Annotated in this window: 13 protein-coding genes; 7 read left to right on the top strand and 6 right to left on the bottom strand. The window is 63.3% G+C overall.

All coding sequences use genetic code 11. The features are described from left to right. Window positions 1-66 precede the first annotated feature (66 nt). Together VKR55_RS14805 and VKR55_RS14800 are read right to left on the bottom strand one after the other, a co-directional pair. Entirely contained in the window at window positions 67-1,428 is a 1,362-nt protein-coding gene (locus VKR55_RS14805) for an N-acetylmuramoyl-L-alanine amidase (RefSeq protein ID WP_324404632.1), read from the bottom strand. A 55-nt stretch (window positions 1,429-1,483) separates the two neighbouring features. After that, the gene (locus tag VKR55_RS14800) at window positions 1,484-3,202 is read right to left on the bottom strand and encodes a lysozyme inhibitor LprI family protein (protein WP_324404630.1); all 1,719 of its coding nucleotides are present in this window, start codon (window positions 3,200-3,202) and stop codon (window positions 1,484-1,486) included. Between the two features lie 246 nt (window positions 3,203-3,448). Here VKR55_RS14800 and VKR55_RS14795 point away from each other — a divergent pair, with 246 nt between their 5' ends. The 6 genes from VKR55_RS14795 (at window position 3,449) to VKR55_RS14770 (ending at window position 14,081) form a co-directional block, all read left to right on the top strand. Continuing rightward, on the top strand, window positions 3,449-4,642 hold the full coding sequence (locus VKR55_RS14795) for a glycoside hydrolase family 75 protein (RefSeq protein ID WP_324404628.1): 1,194 nt from the start codon (window positions 3,449-3,451) through the stop codon (window positions 4,640-4,642). A gap of 103 nt (window positions 4,643-4,745) precedes the next feature. Next, window positions 4,746-5,048, top strand: coding sequence for a hypothetical protein (locus VKR55_RS14790; RefSeq protein WP_324404626.1), 303 nt, complete (start codon window positions 4,746-4,748; stop codon window positions 5,046-5,048). A gap of 132 nt (window positions 5,049-5,180) precedes the next feature. Beyond that, entirely contained in the window at window positions 5,181-6,980 is a 1,800-nt protein-coding gene (locus VKR55_RS14785; RefSeq protein WP_324404624.1) for a S1 family peptidase, read from the top strand. 22 nt (window positions 6,981-7,002) lie between these two features. Continuing rightward, the gene (locus VKR55_RS14780) at window positions 7,003-8,295 is read left to right on the top strand and encodes a hypothetical protein (RefSeq protein WP_324404622.1); all 1,293 of its coding nucleotides are present in this window, start codon (window positions 7,003-7,005) and stop codon (window positions 8,293-8,295) included. Between the two features lie 43 nt (window positions 8,296-8,338). After that, on the top strand, window positions 8,339-11,440 hold the full coding sequence (locus VKR55_RS14775) for a virulence factor SrfB (protein WP_324404621.1): 3,102 nt from the start codon (window positions 8,339-8,341) through the stop codon (window positions 11,438-11,440). A gap of 13 nt (window positions 11,441-11,453) precedes the next feature. Continuing rightward, window positions 11,454-14,081: a virulence factor SrfC family protein gene (locus VKR55_RS14770; RefSeq protein ID WP_324404619.1), complete on the top strand. Its 2,628-nt coding sequence runs from the start codon at window positions 11,454-11,456 to the stop codon at window positions 14,079-14,081. 17 nt (window positions 14,082-14,098) lie between these two features. Here the strand turns inward: VKR55_RS14770 and VKR55_RS14765 are convergent, their stop codons facing one another. Continuing rightward, entirely contained in the window at window positions 14,099-14,470 is a 372-nt protein-coding gene (locus VKR55_RS14765; RefSeq protein WP_324404617.1) for a globin family protein, read from the bottom strand. 393 nt (window positions 14,471-14,863) lie between these two features. On the opposite strand from VKR55_RS14765, the gene VKR55_RS14760 reads away from it, so the two are divergent. Next, window positions 14,864-15,538, top strand: a complete 675-nt coding sequence (locus VKR55_RS14760; RefSeq protein ID WP_324404615.1) for a formyltransferase family protein — start codon at window positions 14,864-14,866, stop codon at window positions 15,536-15,538. Between the two features lie 84 nt (window positions 15,539-15,622). Here VKR55_RS14760 and VKR55_RS14755 read toward each other — a convergent pair whose 3' ends face one another. The 3 genes from VKR55_RS14755 to VKR55_RS14745 form a co-directional block, all read right to left on the bottom strand. Next, window positions 15,623-16,831 carry a cytochrome P450 gene (locus tag VKR55_RS14755; RefSeq protein WP_324404613.1) on the bottom strand — a complete coding sequence of 403 codons (1,209 nt, stop codon included), beginning with the start codon at window positions 16,829-16,831 and terminating at the stop codon, window positions 15,623-15,625. A 107-nt stretch (window positions 16,832-16,938) separates the two neighbouring features. After that, window positions 16,939-17,682, bottom strand: a complete 744-nt coding sequence (locus VKR55_RS14750) for a PdaC/SigV domain-containing protein (RefSeq protein ID WP_324404610.1) — start codon at window positions 17,680-17,682, stop codon at window positions 16,939-16,941. Between the two features lie 11 nt (window positions 17,683-17,693). Next, window positions 17,694-18,215 (bottom strand): hypothetical protein, encoded by a 522-nt coding sequence (locus VKR55_RS14745; RefSeq protein WP_324404608.1) that lies wholly within the window; start codon window positions 18,213-18,215, stop codon window positions 17,694-17,696. Window positions 18,216-18,230: the final 15 nt, after the last annotated feature.

Genomic DNA, 18,230 nt, shown 5'->3' with positions numbered 1-18,230 from the left:
ATAATGAGCACCTCTCCCCAGGGAGAGGTGCTCAGAATTCGCGGCGAGGTGATTCAACCACACTGCCTACTTGCGTGAGCCCTGCGTCTCGGCGGCCGGCGGCGCGGCGTGTGACTGGGCCCGGGCGGCGTTCTCGTCGCAGAACCTGATGACGGCGGCCACGATCGCGTTCGTGATTCGCTTTCGATAGGCGGGATCGTCAGCCTTCGTCTCGTCCTCGGGGTCGGTGATGACGGCGCTCTCGAGCAGCACCGCCGGCGCCGTGGTCAGACGCAGGACGGCCAGACCATCGTATTGGAACACGCCGGTCTGCTTATCGAGGATCGGCCGGTTCTCCTGCACGTGGTGATGGAACGTGGGCTTCAGCCCCTGAGCGATCATCTCGGCGCCGAGCGTCTTGGCGAACCGGTCGCTATCCTCGCGATAGGCGTTCTCGTGCGAGACGAAGATCGAGTAGCCGTGAAAACCTTCCGTGAAGGTGCGCATCTGGCCGTCGAGCATGGCGGTCTTGAGATATTTGTCCTGCACGGAATCATGATGCAGTGACAGCATCAGGTTCGGCCGGCGGCTCGACAGATCGCGCGCGCGGCGGGCGAGATCCGAATCGGTCTGGATCACAAGATCCGCCTGGTCGAAGCCGCTGTGCCAGAGCTTGTCCGCAAGATCGTGGGCGAGCCTGCGATTGAAATCGAATTCGTGTTTGCCGTGCGCACTCACCGCGCCATAGTTGGTTTCGGTATGCCCGACATCGATCGCCATGCGAAACTCGGCGCGGTTGCAGGCGGCAGGCACGGGTGCCGGCGGAGAGGCTTGCGGCACGGGCTCGGTGGCTTGCTCGCTCGGAACGAGCGCCGGTGTTGCGGGGGCGGCGGAAGGCACGACCTCGCCCGCAGGCACCGCGGGATTCGTCGTCGCAGCGGCGGGTTCATCGGTCGGAGACCTGGTTGACGGCTTCTCCTCGGGCGCTGGGGGCTTCGCCGCATCGGCAGGCGCCGGCGACGCAGTCGGCTCGGTTGATGGCTTCGTCTCCGCCGCCGGCTGACTGGATTGCGGCAGGCCCTTCGATCTCTCCCTGACGATCTCGTTCGGGGTCGGATTCGCCGGCTCGGCCGCGGGAGACGGTTTCGGTTCGGCCGGCGCTTCCGACGCCGCAGGCGCCGGTGTCTTCGCAGGTTCAGGCGAGGCCGCCTCGCCGGCCGCGTTGGCGGGCTCGGACTTGGCGGGCTCGGATTTGGCGGGCGCACGTTTGGGTTCGGCCGGCCTGGATGCGGCCGCAGCATCGGTCTTCGGCTTGTGCTCCTTCGCCGCCTCGCTCTTCGCAGCCGCGTGGGTCTTCGACTTCGCGGCCGCTGCCTTCTTGTCTGCTTCCTTCTTGCCGGACTCTGCACACACGGCTTGCGACATCGAGAAGGCCAACACCACGACCATGAGCAAAATCGCCCGCGCTGTGGCCCAACGGGAGCGCGACGTGCTCAGGCGGCGCTTACTGTCGCAGATCATTGATGCGGGCTCGCGTCTTGTCCAGGAAGCAGCCTTTTAACCTTCGAAGGTCCATTTCGCTCCAGGTTCCGCTCTTCGGAATGTTGCATTGCTGGTCGCGGCTCTCGATCCACTCTTTCTCCCGATCGCGGAACCCGCGTTCCTCGGGGGTTCCTCTGCGGGAATTGCCGCGAAGCGACTGCGCCGCCTGATCGAACTGAATCTGAAGATCGTGATTGGCGCGCGCCATGTCCGCATCGGCGCAAATCATCTGCGCGATCGGCTCGAGGTTCGTGCGCGCGCAGTTGATGCCGGCATCCTCGTTCGTCCTGCGGACGAACGGCGGAAGCAAATCCGGCTGCGCTTGCTGCTGTTGCTGCTGGCAAGCCGCCCCCTTCTGCGTTCCGATCTGCTCGATCAGCGCCCGGTATCTGCCGTTGGCGAAATCGCGCCGGTATTCGATCAGACAATGATCGGCCCCGCAGCCCAGTGGCGCCGCACACCGCACCGCACGATCATAGGCCTCCCTGTCGAGGTCGGGCACTGGCGCGCAGGATTGGCCTCTGGGCGACAGGGCAATCTGGTCGATGTCGGCCTTGTGGGGTCCATTCGGAAACCTGCGCCGGTACTCCGCAAGGCATTCGCCGGCGCCGCAGCTCTTTGGCAACGCGCAGCTCACGGCGCGCTCAAAGACATCCTTCTCGGCGCAGTCCCCGCCCTTCTGCGCGACGATCTGGTCGACATCCGCCTTGTGCGCCCCGTTCGGGAACATCTGCCGATACTCGGTGGTGCAAACCGAAGCGCCGCAGGTCTTGCCTGCCGCGCAGGCCATCACGCGCTCATAGGCGAGCCTTTCCGGATCTTCCCGCGGCGGTGGCAGCGTCTCCTGGCACGGGCGTCCCTTGCGGACAGCGATATCGTCGATCTCGGACTTGAAACGGCCGTTGGGATAGGTGTTGCGATAGCTCTCGACACAAGATGACGCGCCACAGCTCTTCGACGCAGCGCAGCTTTGCGCGGCATGATAGGCAATCACCTCGGCATCGCAGAACAGGTTGTAACGATCGCAGAGTTGATCCCGATTATGCGCGCCCCAATAAGCCGCATAGGCCGCACCAGCGACGAGCGCGAGGGCCCCGAAGAGGAGCGCCCGCAAGCCCCAATTCGGCGGCGGTCCCGGAGGCTTCGGCGGCGGGGGCGGATCGGTTGTTGCCGTTGTTGTCGTTATCGGTGAGGGCTGCACCGGCGGCTGCGGCGGGTCCGGCGGCGGCACGATCGGTTCCGGCTTCGTCGCCGGCGGCGGTTGCGGCGACACCGCTACCTGCCGCGGCGCTGCTACAGGCGCGGGCTCCGGTGGCGGCCGCCACCCGAAATCGATCGAGATGGCGCCCCAGACCGCTCGTTCCCGAATGGTGTTGTCTTCGCTCGCAACCTCCAGCGTCGACTCGGGAGGAATGAAGGTCGTCACTTCCGGACCGAGCACGAAGACGGTCTGTCCGTTGCCACGCTTCACCAGGGCGGCGTCGAAGAAGTGCGACCGCGCGGGCGTCCAGTTTGGTTTCGGCCACGACGACTTGCCCAGATACTCCTGGCCAAGCAGCTTGAACAGCGACAGCCGCAGCGGATTGGCGTCGATGTCACGATCGAAAATAAAGTGGGCGCGTCCGAACGTTCCGTCATGGGGAAATCCGGACTCGTTCGCGTCTATGATCTTGAGTGCCATTAGCTGAAAAATGAAGCGCCGCTAAAGCACTCCTCCTCCCCGGATGCACTTATTCTAACGGCAACACCTCGCAAAGCAACAGCGGCCCCCGATACCGACGGGCTTTCGACCCTGCTTGGAGGGCGCATGGAAGACGCCCCGATGCCGAGGAATCGGCATGCGGCGGCACGAACTCGGTGGACATTGCATCGCGAATTGACCGAGGTTAGTTTCGCGGCGTTTGGCATGAGGTTTTGAGGGCAGACGATGAATTTCCGACGCGCATTTCTCGCGTGCCTGTTGTGCCTCTATCCGCTGTATACCGTGAGCGCCCAGGACATCCCGCCCGGGGACATGCTCGACGCCATGGTGAGGCAAATCACGGGCAAGCCGGTCCCGACCGCAATCACCTTTGACCGGCGCTCGGGCTCAACCGGCAGCGTGTGCCGCCTGCAGCCGGCCCTGATGAACCTGATCCGGAACGGCAGCACCGCGCGGACGTTCTCGGTGCTGGTCGACAGTATCGTCGGCGCGGACTCGCCAAAAGTGTTCTTCGCAACGCTGTCGCGCGTTGCCGTCGACGCCGACGGTTCGGGGCGCGCCTACCATCCGGAGGACCCGCTCGGGCGCGGCGTCTGCCAGCGAATGACCGCCTCCGACGGCAGGCCGGGCCTCAGCGGCATCTGCGCGCTGGATCAGTTCTCAAGTGGCGGCGCCTATGTGTTCAGCGGGACGCAAAAGCTCTCCAGGGATGCTTTCGTTTCCAACTGGCTTTCGATGTGGCCGAAGATCCGCGACAAGCAGCTCAGACCCGTGGTGCTCGCCGATGTCGTTCCGGATGTGCCGCGGGAGTTTTACTTCTTTCACTGGCACGACCGCGGGCTGACCGCGTTCTTCAAGGACAACATCATCCCCAGGGACAACGACGGTTATCCATGCCGCTATCAGGCGGCGGATGGTCTGCGCAACGGCTACTTCATCTCTTCGACGACGCTCGAGGCAAACACGAGGCCGCGCGCGGACGGTTGCGCGCCGAACCGTTACCTCGATGCCGAGGTCGTGCCGTTCGTGGTGCTGCCCAAGGGCGGGTTCGGCAAGGTGCGCATCGGCGACATCGCGATCGTGCAGTTCAAGAACAGAGTGGTCTATGCCATCGTCGGCGATGCGGGTCCCGCCACCAAGCTGGGCGAAGGTTCCATCGGGTTGAACGCCAGGCTGCTCGGGAAATTCGGCGAACCCTTCCTCAACATGAAGGCGACATGGACGTTGGATATCGATAGCGGCGGCCCGGTCTCGATCCTGGTACTCGGCGACACCCATGGCAGGCTGAATGGCAACTACTCGCCGCTCAATATCGAGTCGGTCGCGCGGGAGGAGCTCTCGCGCTGGAGCGGGGCCGGCGATCCCCTGGCGCGGTTTGAGGCCTGCCGGGCGATGGCGCCGGTCAACCCCGCCAGGTGATACCTTTTGCGGGCGCGCAGCCGGCCGCAAGTTCTGTTGCATTTTCAAGGCGGATAGAACATGATTCTTGTGTATTGCGATCGTTCCTTGATTGAGTTTTCTGATGATGTGGGGAGTTAGGGCTGGGCTATGGGCGGTGTTTGCCCTTTGTCTGACCGCAAGCGGCCTGTTGTTGCTTCCGGCCTGCGGCTTGAGCGTGCCGCTTCTTCGTTCGACGCTCCCGCGCTTCCAGGAAAAATTCTGCCCGGCGCCGATCGACCGGTCCGCCTTCCTGCGCGCGAGCCAGGCGCGAAGAACGAAGGAGGCGCTCATCGCAAGAGCGGAACTGGAGATCGCCCGCATCGCGCGCTGCACGCCTGTGGATCCGGCCGTGCCGCAATCCGGCCCGTCCGCGGGGAGAACGTAAATGGCTTCCGATCAGGAGTGGCCGGTGTCAATGCCTCGCCTCCTTTCAGGACTATGAAGGGCGGCAGGTGACGAACGACTGAGCTCGGTCCGTCACCTGTCCGCCTCACGCAGAGATCATCGTCGGTGCAGCATGAGCGATAATCGCGAAATCCTCAGGACCACCTCGCTCAAGGGCATGCTCCCGGCACGCGTGCGCAATCAGGACGCGGTCGACACCTATCAAACCACGATTATCGAAGTGCAGAAGCGCTGCGGCAGCGAGGTGGCTTCGCTGTTTTCCGAGCCGGTCCGCCCGACCAGGCCTGACCCGGCCAATCCGCAGATCACCTGGTACACGCCGCTCGATGGCCAGATGCTGGATCTGACCACGATCGACGAAGTCGCCCGCCGGCCGATCATCGCGCTTCTGCGCCGTCGCCTCGATCAGCTCAAGCCCGTGCTTAACGATTCCGAGCTCGGCCCTATCGTGGCGTCATGGCTCAACATCACCTCGAGCAGCGACCTGTTGTCGGTCGGCGGCAATCCGGTGCTGATCAATTGGGGTTATCTGCCCGAAGACATCGCCAGATCGGGCATCCGCCGCGAGGCGCATTTTGCCGAGACGATTGGCCGTTACGCTCCCGAGCTACAGCGTCCGCCTTTCACCAGCGACGAAGTCGCCTCCTATGGCGCCCGCGCGCGCGACACGGCGCGCACGCCGGCTACTCCGCCTGCGCCCCCCAGTGCGCAAGCCGCATCTCCTGTCGCCGACGCGCCGCGCGAGATCGCGGTTGCGACACCGCATGCGGGCATGCGCGCACCGTTGATCGCCTCGGTCATCGCGGCTGCGATACTCGGTGTTCTGCTGGTGCCGGGCGTGCTGATCTCGCCGAATAATGATGCAGCGCGCGCGGAATTGCAGCGCGAGACCGACATCCTCAACAAGGACAATGAGGGGCTCGAAGAGCGCGCCAAGCAATTGGAGCGAGCCGCCAAGGAACGGGTGTGCCGTCTGCCCAACGGCCAGCTTGCTCCGCTCGCGCCCGCACCGGGCCAGCCGCAGCCGACCAACCTCACGCCGCACGCCGACCTCCTGCCGCCGCCGCCGGAGCGGGTGCAATTGCCGCCGCCGCCCGGATCGCCGCCCACGCAGCAGCCGACCAATCTGAACGCGCTGCTTGACGCGGGAGTTGTGCTGATCATCGGAGCGACCCACGACGGCACCGAGATGGGCACCGGCTTTTTCGTCACCCCCAACCGCATCGTCACTAACCGCCATGTCGTGAAAGACGTGGCACCGGACTCGATCAAGATCACCAACAAGGCGCTTGGAACGGCGCAGTCGGCCAAGGTCATCGCGCTGTCGGCTCCAAACAATGTTGAATTGTCCGAGTCCGTGCCCGATTTCGCGCTGCTTGCGGTCGACACGCCGTCGCGAACGGTGCTCTCGCTCGGACCGACGCCGCCGAAATCGACGCCCGTCATCGCCGTCGGCTATCCCGGATATCTCGTCGACGACGACCCCGCCTTCCTCGCTTTCCTGCACGGTGACATCCATGCAGCACCAGACAGCGTGACGGTGCAGGGCATCATCATCCAACGGCGCGACCATGATCCCGTGAAGTACCTGACGCACTCGGCCAATATCGGCCGCGGCAACTCTGGCGGACCGCTGGTCGATTTCTGCGGCCGCGTGGTTGGCGTCAACACGCTCGCCAAGAACGAAGGCAAGATTGCCACCGCCGCCAATCGGTCGCAGGATGTCAGCGAGCTGCGCGCGTTCCTGCAGCGCAACGGCGTCACGCCGCAAATCAACGAGACGCAGATGCAGTGTCCGCCGGCGGTCGCTCCGCCCGGCCCAACCGCGCAGGCGAACGCCGCACCGCACACACCCGCGCCCTCACCGTCCGCTTCGCCTGGTCCCGTGCCGGCGCCTGCTGCCCGCAAATAGATCGCGCGAGCGAAAGCCGTTCATGCCGCATCTCTTCACCACGGAAACCAAGAACTACCGGCCGCTTGAACGGCGGAACGACTATCCATGGGAAATTTTGCGAGAGCGCCTGGTCCGCGAGCTCGGCGCCGAGTTCTCGCTCTTCCTTGCCGAGCCCGTGACTCGCGCCGCCGAAGGCTTTGTCGACTGGTACACGGAATCCACCGAGCTGGCGATTTCAGCCTCCGACCTCTCGCCTGCGGAGCGCGAGAAGCTGTTCGGCCGGCTCGATCTAATGCGGATCCGCATTTATGAGCTCGCCGATCGCATCAATGCGCCGGGTCCCGACGCCGACAAGCGGTTTTCCGATGCGCTCCGCCGCATCACGGTGGTGCCCGACGATCACCGCTTCGTCTGGTCGCTGGGCGGCCAGCCGGTGCTGATCTTGTGGGGCATGCTCCACGTCGACGATTTGCGCAGTGAAACCGAGGTCTTGGGTGAGGCGCTGCGTTACCGCGATCCGCAGGCACGGCCTGTGGTCGCTCCACCGCCGGTTCCGCCCCCTCCCGAAGTTGTCGTCCGGCGCCGCTTTCCCTTCGCCTCACTGCTCTGGCTTCTGTTCGCAGCCCTGACAGGTGTGATCTATTATCTGCTGTTCATGAAGTGCGACGTCGCGATCGGACCTCACATGGCCCTGCTCTCTCATTTCGGCATCAACGCCTGCGTCAGCCCGTTTGCCAATGACGCGGCTGCGCGACGCCGCGAGCTGGAAGAGCGGATCCGCAAGGCCGAGCTCGACCTCGCGCGCATCCAGGGCGACTGCGCGACGCCCGTGGCGCGGGCAACGCCGCCGCGCCCGGTGCCGCCTCCTCCGCCCCAGCCGCCACGGCCGACCGTCAAGGACGTCTGCGATGAGCTGAAGGTCCGCGGCGGCAGCTGCAATCCGAACGCAAAGCTGCAGGTTTCGCTATTCTGGAAGGGCCTCGAGGACGTCGACCTCCACGTCGAATGTCCGGGCGGTGAAATCACCTATAGTGACAAGCACGCCTGCTCGGGCCATTTCGATATCGATACCAACAGCGAGGAGAACGCCAAGCCGCCGGCCTATAATGCCGTCGAGAACGCCGAGTGGATCAACCCGCCGCGGGGGCGCTACATCGTCAAGGTCAACCTTTACCAGCTACGAAGCCAGACTCCGCGCGACATCCCTTTCACCGTTCTCGTCAGGTGCGGAGATCAACCGCCGAAAACCATGGATGGCCATATCTCCCGGACCGGACAAACCGTCGAAGTCGCCGAAGTCGATTACTCCTCATGCGCGATGACGCAACGATGAACAAACGCCACCTCACCTCTACCGATCCCAAGGCGATGACGTCATGAGCAACGAAACCTATCGGCTGGTCCCCCATAGCGGCATCCAGTTCATCACCTTCGGGATCGATCTCAACGCACAGCCATCGTTCTCGCGAAAATTCGTCGGCCAGAAGCTGAACGACCGTCTCGTCGACGACGATACAGTGGCGATGAAGCTGTTGCCGGGCTGGAACGAGGAAGAGCCGGACAGGGAGCCGGACTATGTGCCTGCTTATGAGGACCAGGAATATTCGATCGCCAAGGACAAGGCCGTCCTCACCTTCCTCAACGAGTGGATTCCGCTGCCGTTCCTTGCCGTGAAGCCAGGACTCGAGCAGGGTCGTGAGATTCTCGATTCCGGTCCGCTCGACTGGGCGCGCATGCGCATCAGCCAGGCCCAGCCGGGCGACATTTACAACGGCGCGGCCATCACCCACCATGTGGTGATCGCCTTCGATACCGAGATCGCCGATCCGGACCAGGGGCGCTATGTCAGCCCGACCAAGGCGAATGTCCTCAACGAGCAGGAATTCGCGCTAGCGCACCGCTTCTCCGACGTCCTGGGCTTTCTGTCGATCGGCGCGGTGACGCTCCCGCTTGAGACCGGCCTGCCGCGGTCCTGGGTCGACCGCTGGGTATTCGACGCGTTCGTGCGCTCGCGCGAAGCGCAGCTCAAGCGGCGAATGCGCCCGGACGAGAAAAAGACGCTCGAGCATCTCGCGCGCTACGTCACGTTGCTGCAATATCTCCAACAGGCGATTGCAATCCCGCGCATCCGGCTGGTCGACACCTATTCGGAGACCCGCCGCACCAAGCCGGTCGGCGTCGACCTCGTACTCGATGTCGGCAACAGCCGGACCTGCGGCATCCTGATCGAGAGCTATCCGAACGACCGCAGCGTCAGCTTCAAGAACACTCTGGTGCTGGCGCTCCGCAACCTCACCCACCCGCACATTCTCTACCGAGAGCCGTTCGACAGCCATGTCGAATTCGCCGAGGTCGATTTCGGACCCGCCCATTATTCGCATCTCATCCGCACCAGGCGCGGCTTCTTCTGGCCAAGTGCGGTGCGGGTCGGCCCCGAGGCGTCGCAATTCCGCGAGGGCGCGGAAGGAAGCGAAGGCTCGAGCGGCATGTCGAGCCCCAAGCGCTATCTTTGCGACCTCACGCCCGTGAATCAGGAATGGCGCTTCCAGCCGCGCGACTATGACGCGGATTCAAATCCGCCCTACGTCGCGCGCAAACTGTTCCAGTTCGTGAACTCGCGCGGCGACGTCAATCGCGAAGTGGCGTCGGAGAACAGCAAGCGGCTCTACGCCGCGCTCGCGGCATCGATCGGCGCCAATCCCGACGGCGGCATCCCGACGGGATTGACCTTCTCGCGATCCTCGATCTTCACGTTGATGCTCGCCGAAGTCATCATGCAGGCTGTCAGCATGATGAACAATCCGGAGGTACGGAAGGAGCGCAGCGATCGTGACGCGCCGCGCGAGCTCAGGCGCATCATCCTGTCGCTGCCCACGGCGATGCCGATCCAGGAGCAGCGGATCATGCGCAGCCGCGCGACCGCCGCGGTCAAGTTGTTGTGGGATATGATGGGATGGACCGGGAATCGACCACCAAATATGACGGAATGGGCCGTCCACGTCTCTTGGGATGAGGCGACCTGCGCCCAACTCGTCTATCTCTACAATGAGATCGTCGAAAAATTCTCCGCCAACGTGCCTGAATTCTTCGATCTGGTTGGACGACCGCGGAAGTTTCATGATCCGGAGCGGCCGGGGGATACCGTGAAGGACATCGATCCGGCCCGCTCGCTGCGGGTCGCCAGCGTCGACGTCGGCGGCGGCACCACCGACCTGATGATCGTGACCTATCACATCCAGGGCGATCACGCGCTGTTTCCGATCCAGAATTTCCGCGAAGGGTTCCGGATCGCCGGCGACGAGGTGCTGCGCAAGGTGATCCAGCAGACCATCCTGCCGGCGCTCGAAGCGCAACTGCGCGCGGCGGGGATCGCCTCGCCCGATCAGTTCATGCTCGACCGCTTCGGACCCAACAAGGCCAACATGTCGATCCGGCAGTTGCAGTTGCGCAAGCTGTTCCTGACGCGCGTGCTGCATCCGGCGGGCCTCGGCGTGCTGCGTCTGGCAGAGGCCGTCGACATCGACGGCGAGGATCGGGTAGAGACCATGACGCTGGGCGCGCTCTTGCGCGGCACGCCCGGCCATTCCGAAAAGATTCCGGATCGCATCCGCAAATATATCGAGGAAGAGGCCGTGCAGTGGGGAGCCTCGCCCTTCGTGCTCGACGATTGCCAGGTCACCGTCAATATGGCCCGCCTGCGTTCGACGATCGAAGCCGCGCTCGGCGAAGTCTTCGACAACGTTGCGGAGGCCATCAACGCGCTCGACTGCGACGTCGTGCTGTTGTCCGGGCGGCCAACCCGCCTGCCCGCGACCATCGATCTTTTCATGAACAAGCTCGCGGTGACGCCCGACCGCGTCATCCCGCTGTCGCGCTATCAGGTCGGCACCTGGTATCCGTTCGTCAGCCGCGCCAGCTTCCGGATCGATGACCCCAAGACGGCTACCGCAGTCGGTTGCCTGCTCGGCGTCCTGGTCGAACGCCAGATTCCAAACTTCATGGTTGCCACCGAGCGCTTCAACATGCGCTCGACCGCCAAATATATCGGCGTGCTGGCGGGGGGCGAAGGAACCCAGCTTCCGGCCAACAAGGTGATGTTCGCCTGGGACGATCCGGCGGGCGATGACGGCAAGCCGCTACAATATTATGCGCCGATCCAGCTCGGCTATCGCCAATTGCCGATCGAACGCTGGATCGCCACGCCCCTCTACCGGCTGAAACTGTCGGCGAACGCGTCGCGAGAGCGGATGCCGCGGCTGCCGTGGACGGTCACCCTCCGCCGGAAGCCGCCGGAAGAGATCGCCGAGCTCGGCGACAAGTTGCTGGTCGACAAGGAAGCTGCCAAGGAGGAGCTGAAGATCGTCAGCGTCGAAGCCGAAGAAGGCGGCGCTGGCCTGGCGCGTCTGTTCAGTCTCACGCTGGAGACGTTGCCGAACGACGACGGCTACTGGCTCGACACGGGTATCATCAAGGTTTGAGAGGCAGGTTTCGATGAGCGCAATCAGCATCGACAATCTCGCGAAGAAATGCGCAAGCCTTGAAGCCGGCTTCAAGGACGCGCTCGCCTGGATAAACGAGAAGCAGAATGCCGAACGGCTTCAGCTCGACAAGCTCCTGATCGAGGACGAGCTGCGCCGCGAGCTGTTCCAGCTCCACAAATTGTCGCAATCGATCTCGCGGCCGATGTGCGTGGCCGTATTCGGCGAGAGCCAGGCCGGCAAATCCTATCTCGTCTCCGGGCTTGCCGGCCGCAGCGGCCGGGTGCTCGTGACCTTTGGCAACGGCGAGCAAAAGGACTTCCTGCGCGACATCAATCCGTCCGGCGGCGAGGAATCCACCGCGCTCGTGACGCGCTTCACGATCCACCCGATCGAAACGCCGCCGGGATTTCCGGTCGCCGTCCGCCTGCACAGCCAGATGGATATCGCCAAGATCCTTGCCAACACCTACGCCTTCGACGTGGCGGCGGAGTACGAAAAACCGCTGCTGCGGGAAGAGGTCGAGGCCCATGTCGCGAGTTTCGAGAAGACGGCGGGGAGCGAATATTCCGACACGCTGCGCGAAGAAGACGTCTGGGACTTGCAGGACTATTTCGAGAAGCACCTGCGCCGCTTCGAGCACACGCGCGTCTTGTCCTCGTTCTGGAAGCGGATTGCCCGGATCGCGCCGCGGCTTCCGATCGAGCGCCGGGCCGAGCTGTTCTCGATCTTCTGGGGCCGCTATGGCGAGCTGACAAAGCTGTTCCTCAACCTGGTGCAGACGCTGGCACGGCTCAATTTCTCAGGCAGCGCGTTTTGCCAGCTTGATGCCCTGTTGCCGTCGGAGACCAGCATCATCAACGTGAAATCGCTGCTCGAGCTCGGCAAGCCGCAATCGACGATCAAGCTCATGATCCCCGGCGGCACCACGGCGGACATTCCGAAGGCGTTCGTGACCGCGCTGGTCGCCGAACTCATCATGGTGGTGAAGGAGAAGCCGCGCGACTTCTTCGAACATACCGACTTCCTCGACTTCCCCGGCTATCGCAGCCGGCTGGAATTGCGGCTGCCCAAGCTGCTCGCCGAGGAGCCGGACAAGACGCTGAAGGAATTGTTCTGCCGCGGCAAGGTCGACTTCCTGTTCCGCCAGTACAATGTCGATCAGGAAGTGACCGGCATGGTGCTTTGCGCCGACGACACCAATTCGGAGGTCAAATCGATCTCACCGGTGGTGGAGCACTGGATCGAAGCCACACATGGGCCAAAGCCCGCCGACCGCGTCGGGCGGCCGATCCTTTTGTTTTTCTGCATGACGAAATTCGACCGCCAGTTCATCGACAAGCCCGGCGATACCGGCAATGAGGCGGCGCGCTTCGATACGCGCGTCAACACCTCCCTGCTTGAGCGCTACGGCAACACCGCAGATAGCTGGCCGCTGTCATGGACGCCAGGCCAGCCTTTCGACAACTGCTATCTGATCCGAAATCCGACGCTGGACAGCGCCGCGAAATTCATCGAGTCGAAGCCGCCGACCAAGACCGAGGCCGGCGTCGAGCTCAATCTGCGCGAGGACGGCAAGGCCAGGCTGCTGGAGCTGAAGAATGCATTTTCCAGGGCCGCCAACGTGCAGACCCACGTGCGCGATCCCGGCCGTGGCTGGGACGAGCTCATGAAGCTCAATGATGGTGGCATCGATTACCTTGCCGAGAATCTGACCCAAGTATGCCTGCCGGACATCAAGCCGCAACAGATCAATCTGAGGCTGAATGCGATCAGCGTCCGGATTTCCGAGCGGCTCGCGCCCTACTACATCTCGACCGATCTCGCCAAGCGCCTCGCCGAACGCGAGGCAATCTACGAGCACATCATCGAGCACCTCGACGAATGTCTCTCGCGCGACCGCTTCGGCTCGCTGCTCGCTGCACTCTGCATCGATCGCGTTCCGCTCGGCAACGCCCTGCATGTGGCACGCGTCACGGGATTCGATAGTTCGGGCGCGGAAGCCGCATCGGAAGCGGAAAACAAGAAGCCGAAGGGAAGGCTCCGTGACAGCATTCTGGGCAATAAGGGACCGCCGCGTCCCGACAGCCGCCGGCTCAACAACATCCGCTTCGGCGAGACGGCAGTGCTTACCTGGATCAATCACATGCGCAACGTGGCGCAGAGCGAGGCCTTTGCGCGCTCGATCGGCGTGCCCGTCGCCATGTTGAAGGAAATCGTCGTCGAGATTTCCGCCGCAGCGCAGCGCAAGAAATTGTCGGAAGCCATCGCCGATCGTCTCGACCGCGTCCGGCACATCGAAAACCTCGACGCGACCGTGCAGAAGGTCACGGTGGTCGCGTCCGCCGTCCTCAACAATTTCGTCTCGACGCTCGGTTACGCCCAGCTCCCCGCGGACAAGCGGCCGCTGGTCCGCCCCGGTGAGGCAGAGGAGCGGCCGATCTTCAACGCCGCGCCGGAGGTCTACGACGCGAGAGGGATCGGCAATGAGCGGTCGGGATTTGCGCTGCAATATGCCATCGACTGGTCCGAGGGCCTGCGCGCGACAGTGACGGAGAATGCCTCGAGCGAGGACGGCCTCGCGGCCGACCCCAGGCAGAACCAGAGGCTCGGTGAAATCCTCGAGCAGCTTCGCGCGTAGTGCTGGAGAAAGCGCGTCTAGCGGGCCGGTTCGCGTTCGGCGATCAGGCGCAGCGCCGAAATCCAGGCCTCGCGGGTGCCGGGGTTGAGCTCGCTGCCGAGCGTCGTCGTCATCGCGCGCAGCATTGCGTTGGCGGCGAGGTTGAACTGCTCCGCATCCGGCAACAGGCTCGGCGCGGCCGAAACCTCGCTGGCCTCCAGCGCCCGATAGCGGTCGCGGGCAAGGTGCACGAACTGCATCGGATCGATCTGGATCTGCGAGGGGACGAGCGTCGGCGAAAACGAACTCATCTGATCGATTTCGCGGGCGAAATTCTCGGTGAAACGCCGGCCGCAGCGCTCGATCTGGCCAATGCTGCTTTCAACGAGCTGGTACTCGGGGTTACTCATGACAATTCCGCCAATTCTCTCGATCCGGATCATCGATCGTCAAGACTAAGAAAGCCTTAACCTGGCGCATCCTTCTTGAACGATCCGCGGTAACGTCTTGGACAGCCGCTCGGTTTCGTCGGTTCACATCCCACCCACCGCGATCAACGCTGTGTGATCATTGTGGCGGAATTTGATGGACGGTAAGGGCGACGTCATGAAGTCGAATCCCTCCGTCCCTCGACTTCGTGGTTTTTGTGGATCGAAAATGTGGCAAGCGCCGACCCACGAGGTGCTGATCGCCATGTCGAGACGACGCGGTCGGCGAGCGGCAAACCAAACATGGTTAACGGGATTTTAACGAGCACTGCGACATGGTGGCTCAGGGGCGAACATTGCGATGTTGGAGCAGCGATGTTCGATACGATCATCTTGCTGACGGGACCGACAGAACAGGTCCCGTTGGCGTCCGCACTGCGGGGCCATCGCCCGCAGCTTGTCATCTACCCGGTCACGGCGTCCGAAGAGCTCGCGGCCCTCGACACCGACGTGCTGCAGCGCGCGAGGCTGATTGCATTTTCGTCGCCGGTGATCGTGCCGTCATGCGTACTCTCCGCCCTCGGCTATGGCGCCTATAATTTTCACCCTGGCCCGCCGGACTACCCAGGCTGGGCGCCGGCGCATTTCGCAATGTATGACGGAGCAACCGAATTCGGGGGCACCATGCATGCGATGACCGAACGCGTCGACGCCGGGCCGATTGTGGACGTCGTCCAGTTTCCCGTTCCCGCAGGGATCAACGTGGAAGGCCTTGAGGGATTGGCTTACGCACACCTCGCGCAGATGTATTGGAGGCACGCCGGGAGGCTCGCGAATGAGGCCGCGCCACTGCCGGAGCGGCCGATCACCTGGGGCCCGCGGAAGAACACCCGTCGCTCATATCAGGCGATTTGCGATATCTCGCTCGACATCACCAAGGACGAATTCGAGCGCCGCATGCGCGTGGTCGGCCACAACCATTTCGGCATGTCGGCGACGATCCATCTTCACGGCGTGGAGTTTCGGGCGGTGACGCGGACTGCAAGTTAGCGCATGCCCCGGAAAAGTGTGCAGCGGTTTTCCGAAAAGGTCATGCGTAAGACAGGGAGCTAAAGCGCGATCATGCATCGCGCTTTAAGAGCCCGGCACCACCGGCAGCTTTTCGATCGCGCGCAAGCCGGGGCGTCGCTGCCAGCGAATTTCGGAAGGGCTGACGGCAAGCGCAAGGCGCGGCCAACGCGCAAGCAGCGCCCGCAGGGCGCAAGCCCCCTCGATTCGTGCAAGCTGATGGCCGAGACAGAAGTGGATGCCGGTCCCGAACGACAAATGCCGGTTCGGCTTCCGCTCCAGGTCAAGCTTATCGGGATGGGTGTTGGCGTGCGGGTCCATGTTTGCCGCCACGATCAACGCCATGACCCGGTCGCCCTTCTTCAAGCGGATACCATCGACATCGATGTCTTGCCGCACATAGCGCGGTTTCGAGAACTGCACCGGCGACACGAAGCGCAGGAACTCCTCGATCGCGAGATCGAGCCTGTTCCAATCGGCCATCAGCCAATCGCGCCGGTCAGGATCCTTTAGCAGTTCAACAACGGCGCCGCCGATCAGATGCGTCGTGGTGATCGAGCCGGCATTCAAGAGCAGGAACAGCATGGACAGCAACTCGTCGGGACTGATCCGTCCGCCTTCCGCCTCGACCCGCACCAGCTCGGCGATCAAGCCTTCACCGCCCTGCTCGCGAACCACACGAAGGCGCTCGGCCATGTAGCGCCGCATCTTCTTGAAGGCGGGAAGCACGCTGAAGAAGCCGATCACGCTGCCGACTCGTACCAAATTATTCGCCCAGGCAATGAATGTCGGCCGGTCCGCTTCAGGTAGCCCCAGCAGCTCGCAAATGACCGACAGCGGCAGAACCTGCGCATAGCGCGCGACGAGGTCGGCCGGGCTTCCCTGCGCGAACAGCTTGTCGGCGAGCTCTTCAGCGATCGTGCGGATGCGCGGTTCCATGCCGATCACGGCGCGGCGGCGGAAAGCCTCGTCGACAATGCTGCGCAGGCGCGTGTGATCGGGCTCGTCGGTCGTCAGCATATTGCTGGCAAGGGTTTGCACCAGCTTTGGCATCCACCAGCGCAATCCCGCGACGGTGCCGTCTTCCTTGCGCAAGGAAAACACCGCGCTGTCCTTCAGCACGCGGGCGGTCGCCTCGTGGGTCGTCGTGACCCATACATTGCCAACGAGCGGAAATCGTGCCGCCACGACCGGCGCTGACGCCTGCAGCGTCGCGGCGAAGCCTCCGGGATCGCGGTGGAATGCCTCGCTCGCAAAATCGACGCGTGTTGCCATCTCTGGTTTTCACCCTGACTGATCGTCCCGGCAGGGAGATGGTGCAGCATGGATGAGATGCAAGGGGATTCTGACACAACGGCGGCGAGTAGCGCGAATGTGTTCGATCAATCGGCGGCGAACACACCCTTCCACTGCGGCGCGAGATATCTTGCGAACACACTCGCGGGTACCGCCAGGCGGAAATCGCCAAGCACGTGCGGCCACACCTGGCCAGCCCCAAAGAGCAGCACGATGCCGTTGGCTGCCGTCTGTCCCTTGGCGTAGGTCAGCGCATAAGTCTTGAGCTTCTCCGGATCCGCGCCGATGCCGGCTGCGGCAAGATCGGTGTCCTGCCCCGGTTTTTGGCCGCTGCGCTGAATGTAGATCCGCGTCCATGACTTGGCCGCGGCATCTGCAATCGCCGTCAGCGCAGCCTTGACCTGGTCGGGCGCAAACAATGCCTCGATCGAGATCGGACGATTGGCCTTCTTGTCCCAGACGATGGTCTGGAAGGCCTGGTTCGGATGCGCCCCGCCGGTATCGGCATTGGTATCGCCCGATAGACTAATCACCGCCTCGTTCTCGAAGGTCAGGCGCCAGATCGTGTCGATGCTGTAGGGATGGAAGGCGGGATCGGCGTCCTTGTCCTCCTTCGCATCCTCCTTGGCCTGGTCGACATCTGAGTGATAGAGCGCGAGGATCTTCTCCTTCAGCGGTGCGATGACCATGGCGTTGGCCGGCACGCGCAGATGCGTCTCGTACAGCGGCGATTTTTCCCTGGTCTCGTAGTCTGCACTGAACGCTGGCGTGGCGGCCAGCGTGAACGCAGCAAGGAGCGCGGCAAGCAGCCTCGTTATCCAATTCGGCACTGCTCGCCCCCTTACACGCAGGTCGTATTCATGTTGGTGCAGGCGTGCTCGGTCCAGCCGATGCCCTTCCTGACGTGAACCTTGAGGAATGTGCCCCAGCAGCCCAAGAGCTCGACGGGCTGATCGCCCGCCGCATGGGCATCGATCGGCTCGGTTCGGATGTCGTGATTCCGGTAGACGACCCCGCCGTTCTGCATGCCGCTGACGCCGACCACACTCTTGTGCAGGTAGCCGGCGCCCTGAAAGATGATTTTTTCGCCTGACGGCAGATTTGAATCGATGAGCTTCGCCCTGTCGATCTCGTACCAGTCGCCGGCTTGAGCGGTGAGGTGCACGAGAATCCAGCCGTCGCTGCTGGAATTTTTCAAAGCGGTGATGACATCGCCACCAGGTGTCGCCCTGACGTTGGTACCGTTCGGGTCGGTATCGGTAATGTCGACCTCGACGTTGCATGTCTGTTTGGTCGCGGATTGAGCGAAACATGCCGTCGCCGTCCCGAACATCAGGAATGCGACGGAGAGCGAAATTTTCATCGGGGATTTCCGTTG

Origin of the sequence: Bradyrhizobium sp. (assembly GCF_035309285.1) — a bacterium.
In the GTDB taxonomy this organism is placed as follows: Bacteria; Pseudomonadota; Alphaproteobacteria; order Rhizobiales; family Xanthobacteraceae; genus Bradyrhizobium.
The sequence above is the reverse complement of the archived record's forward strand: the minus strand, read 5'-3'. Positions and strand labels throughout refer to the sequence as shown.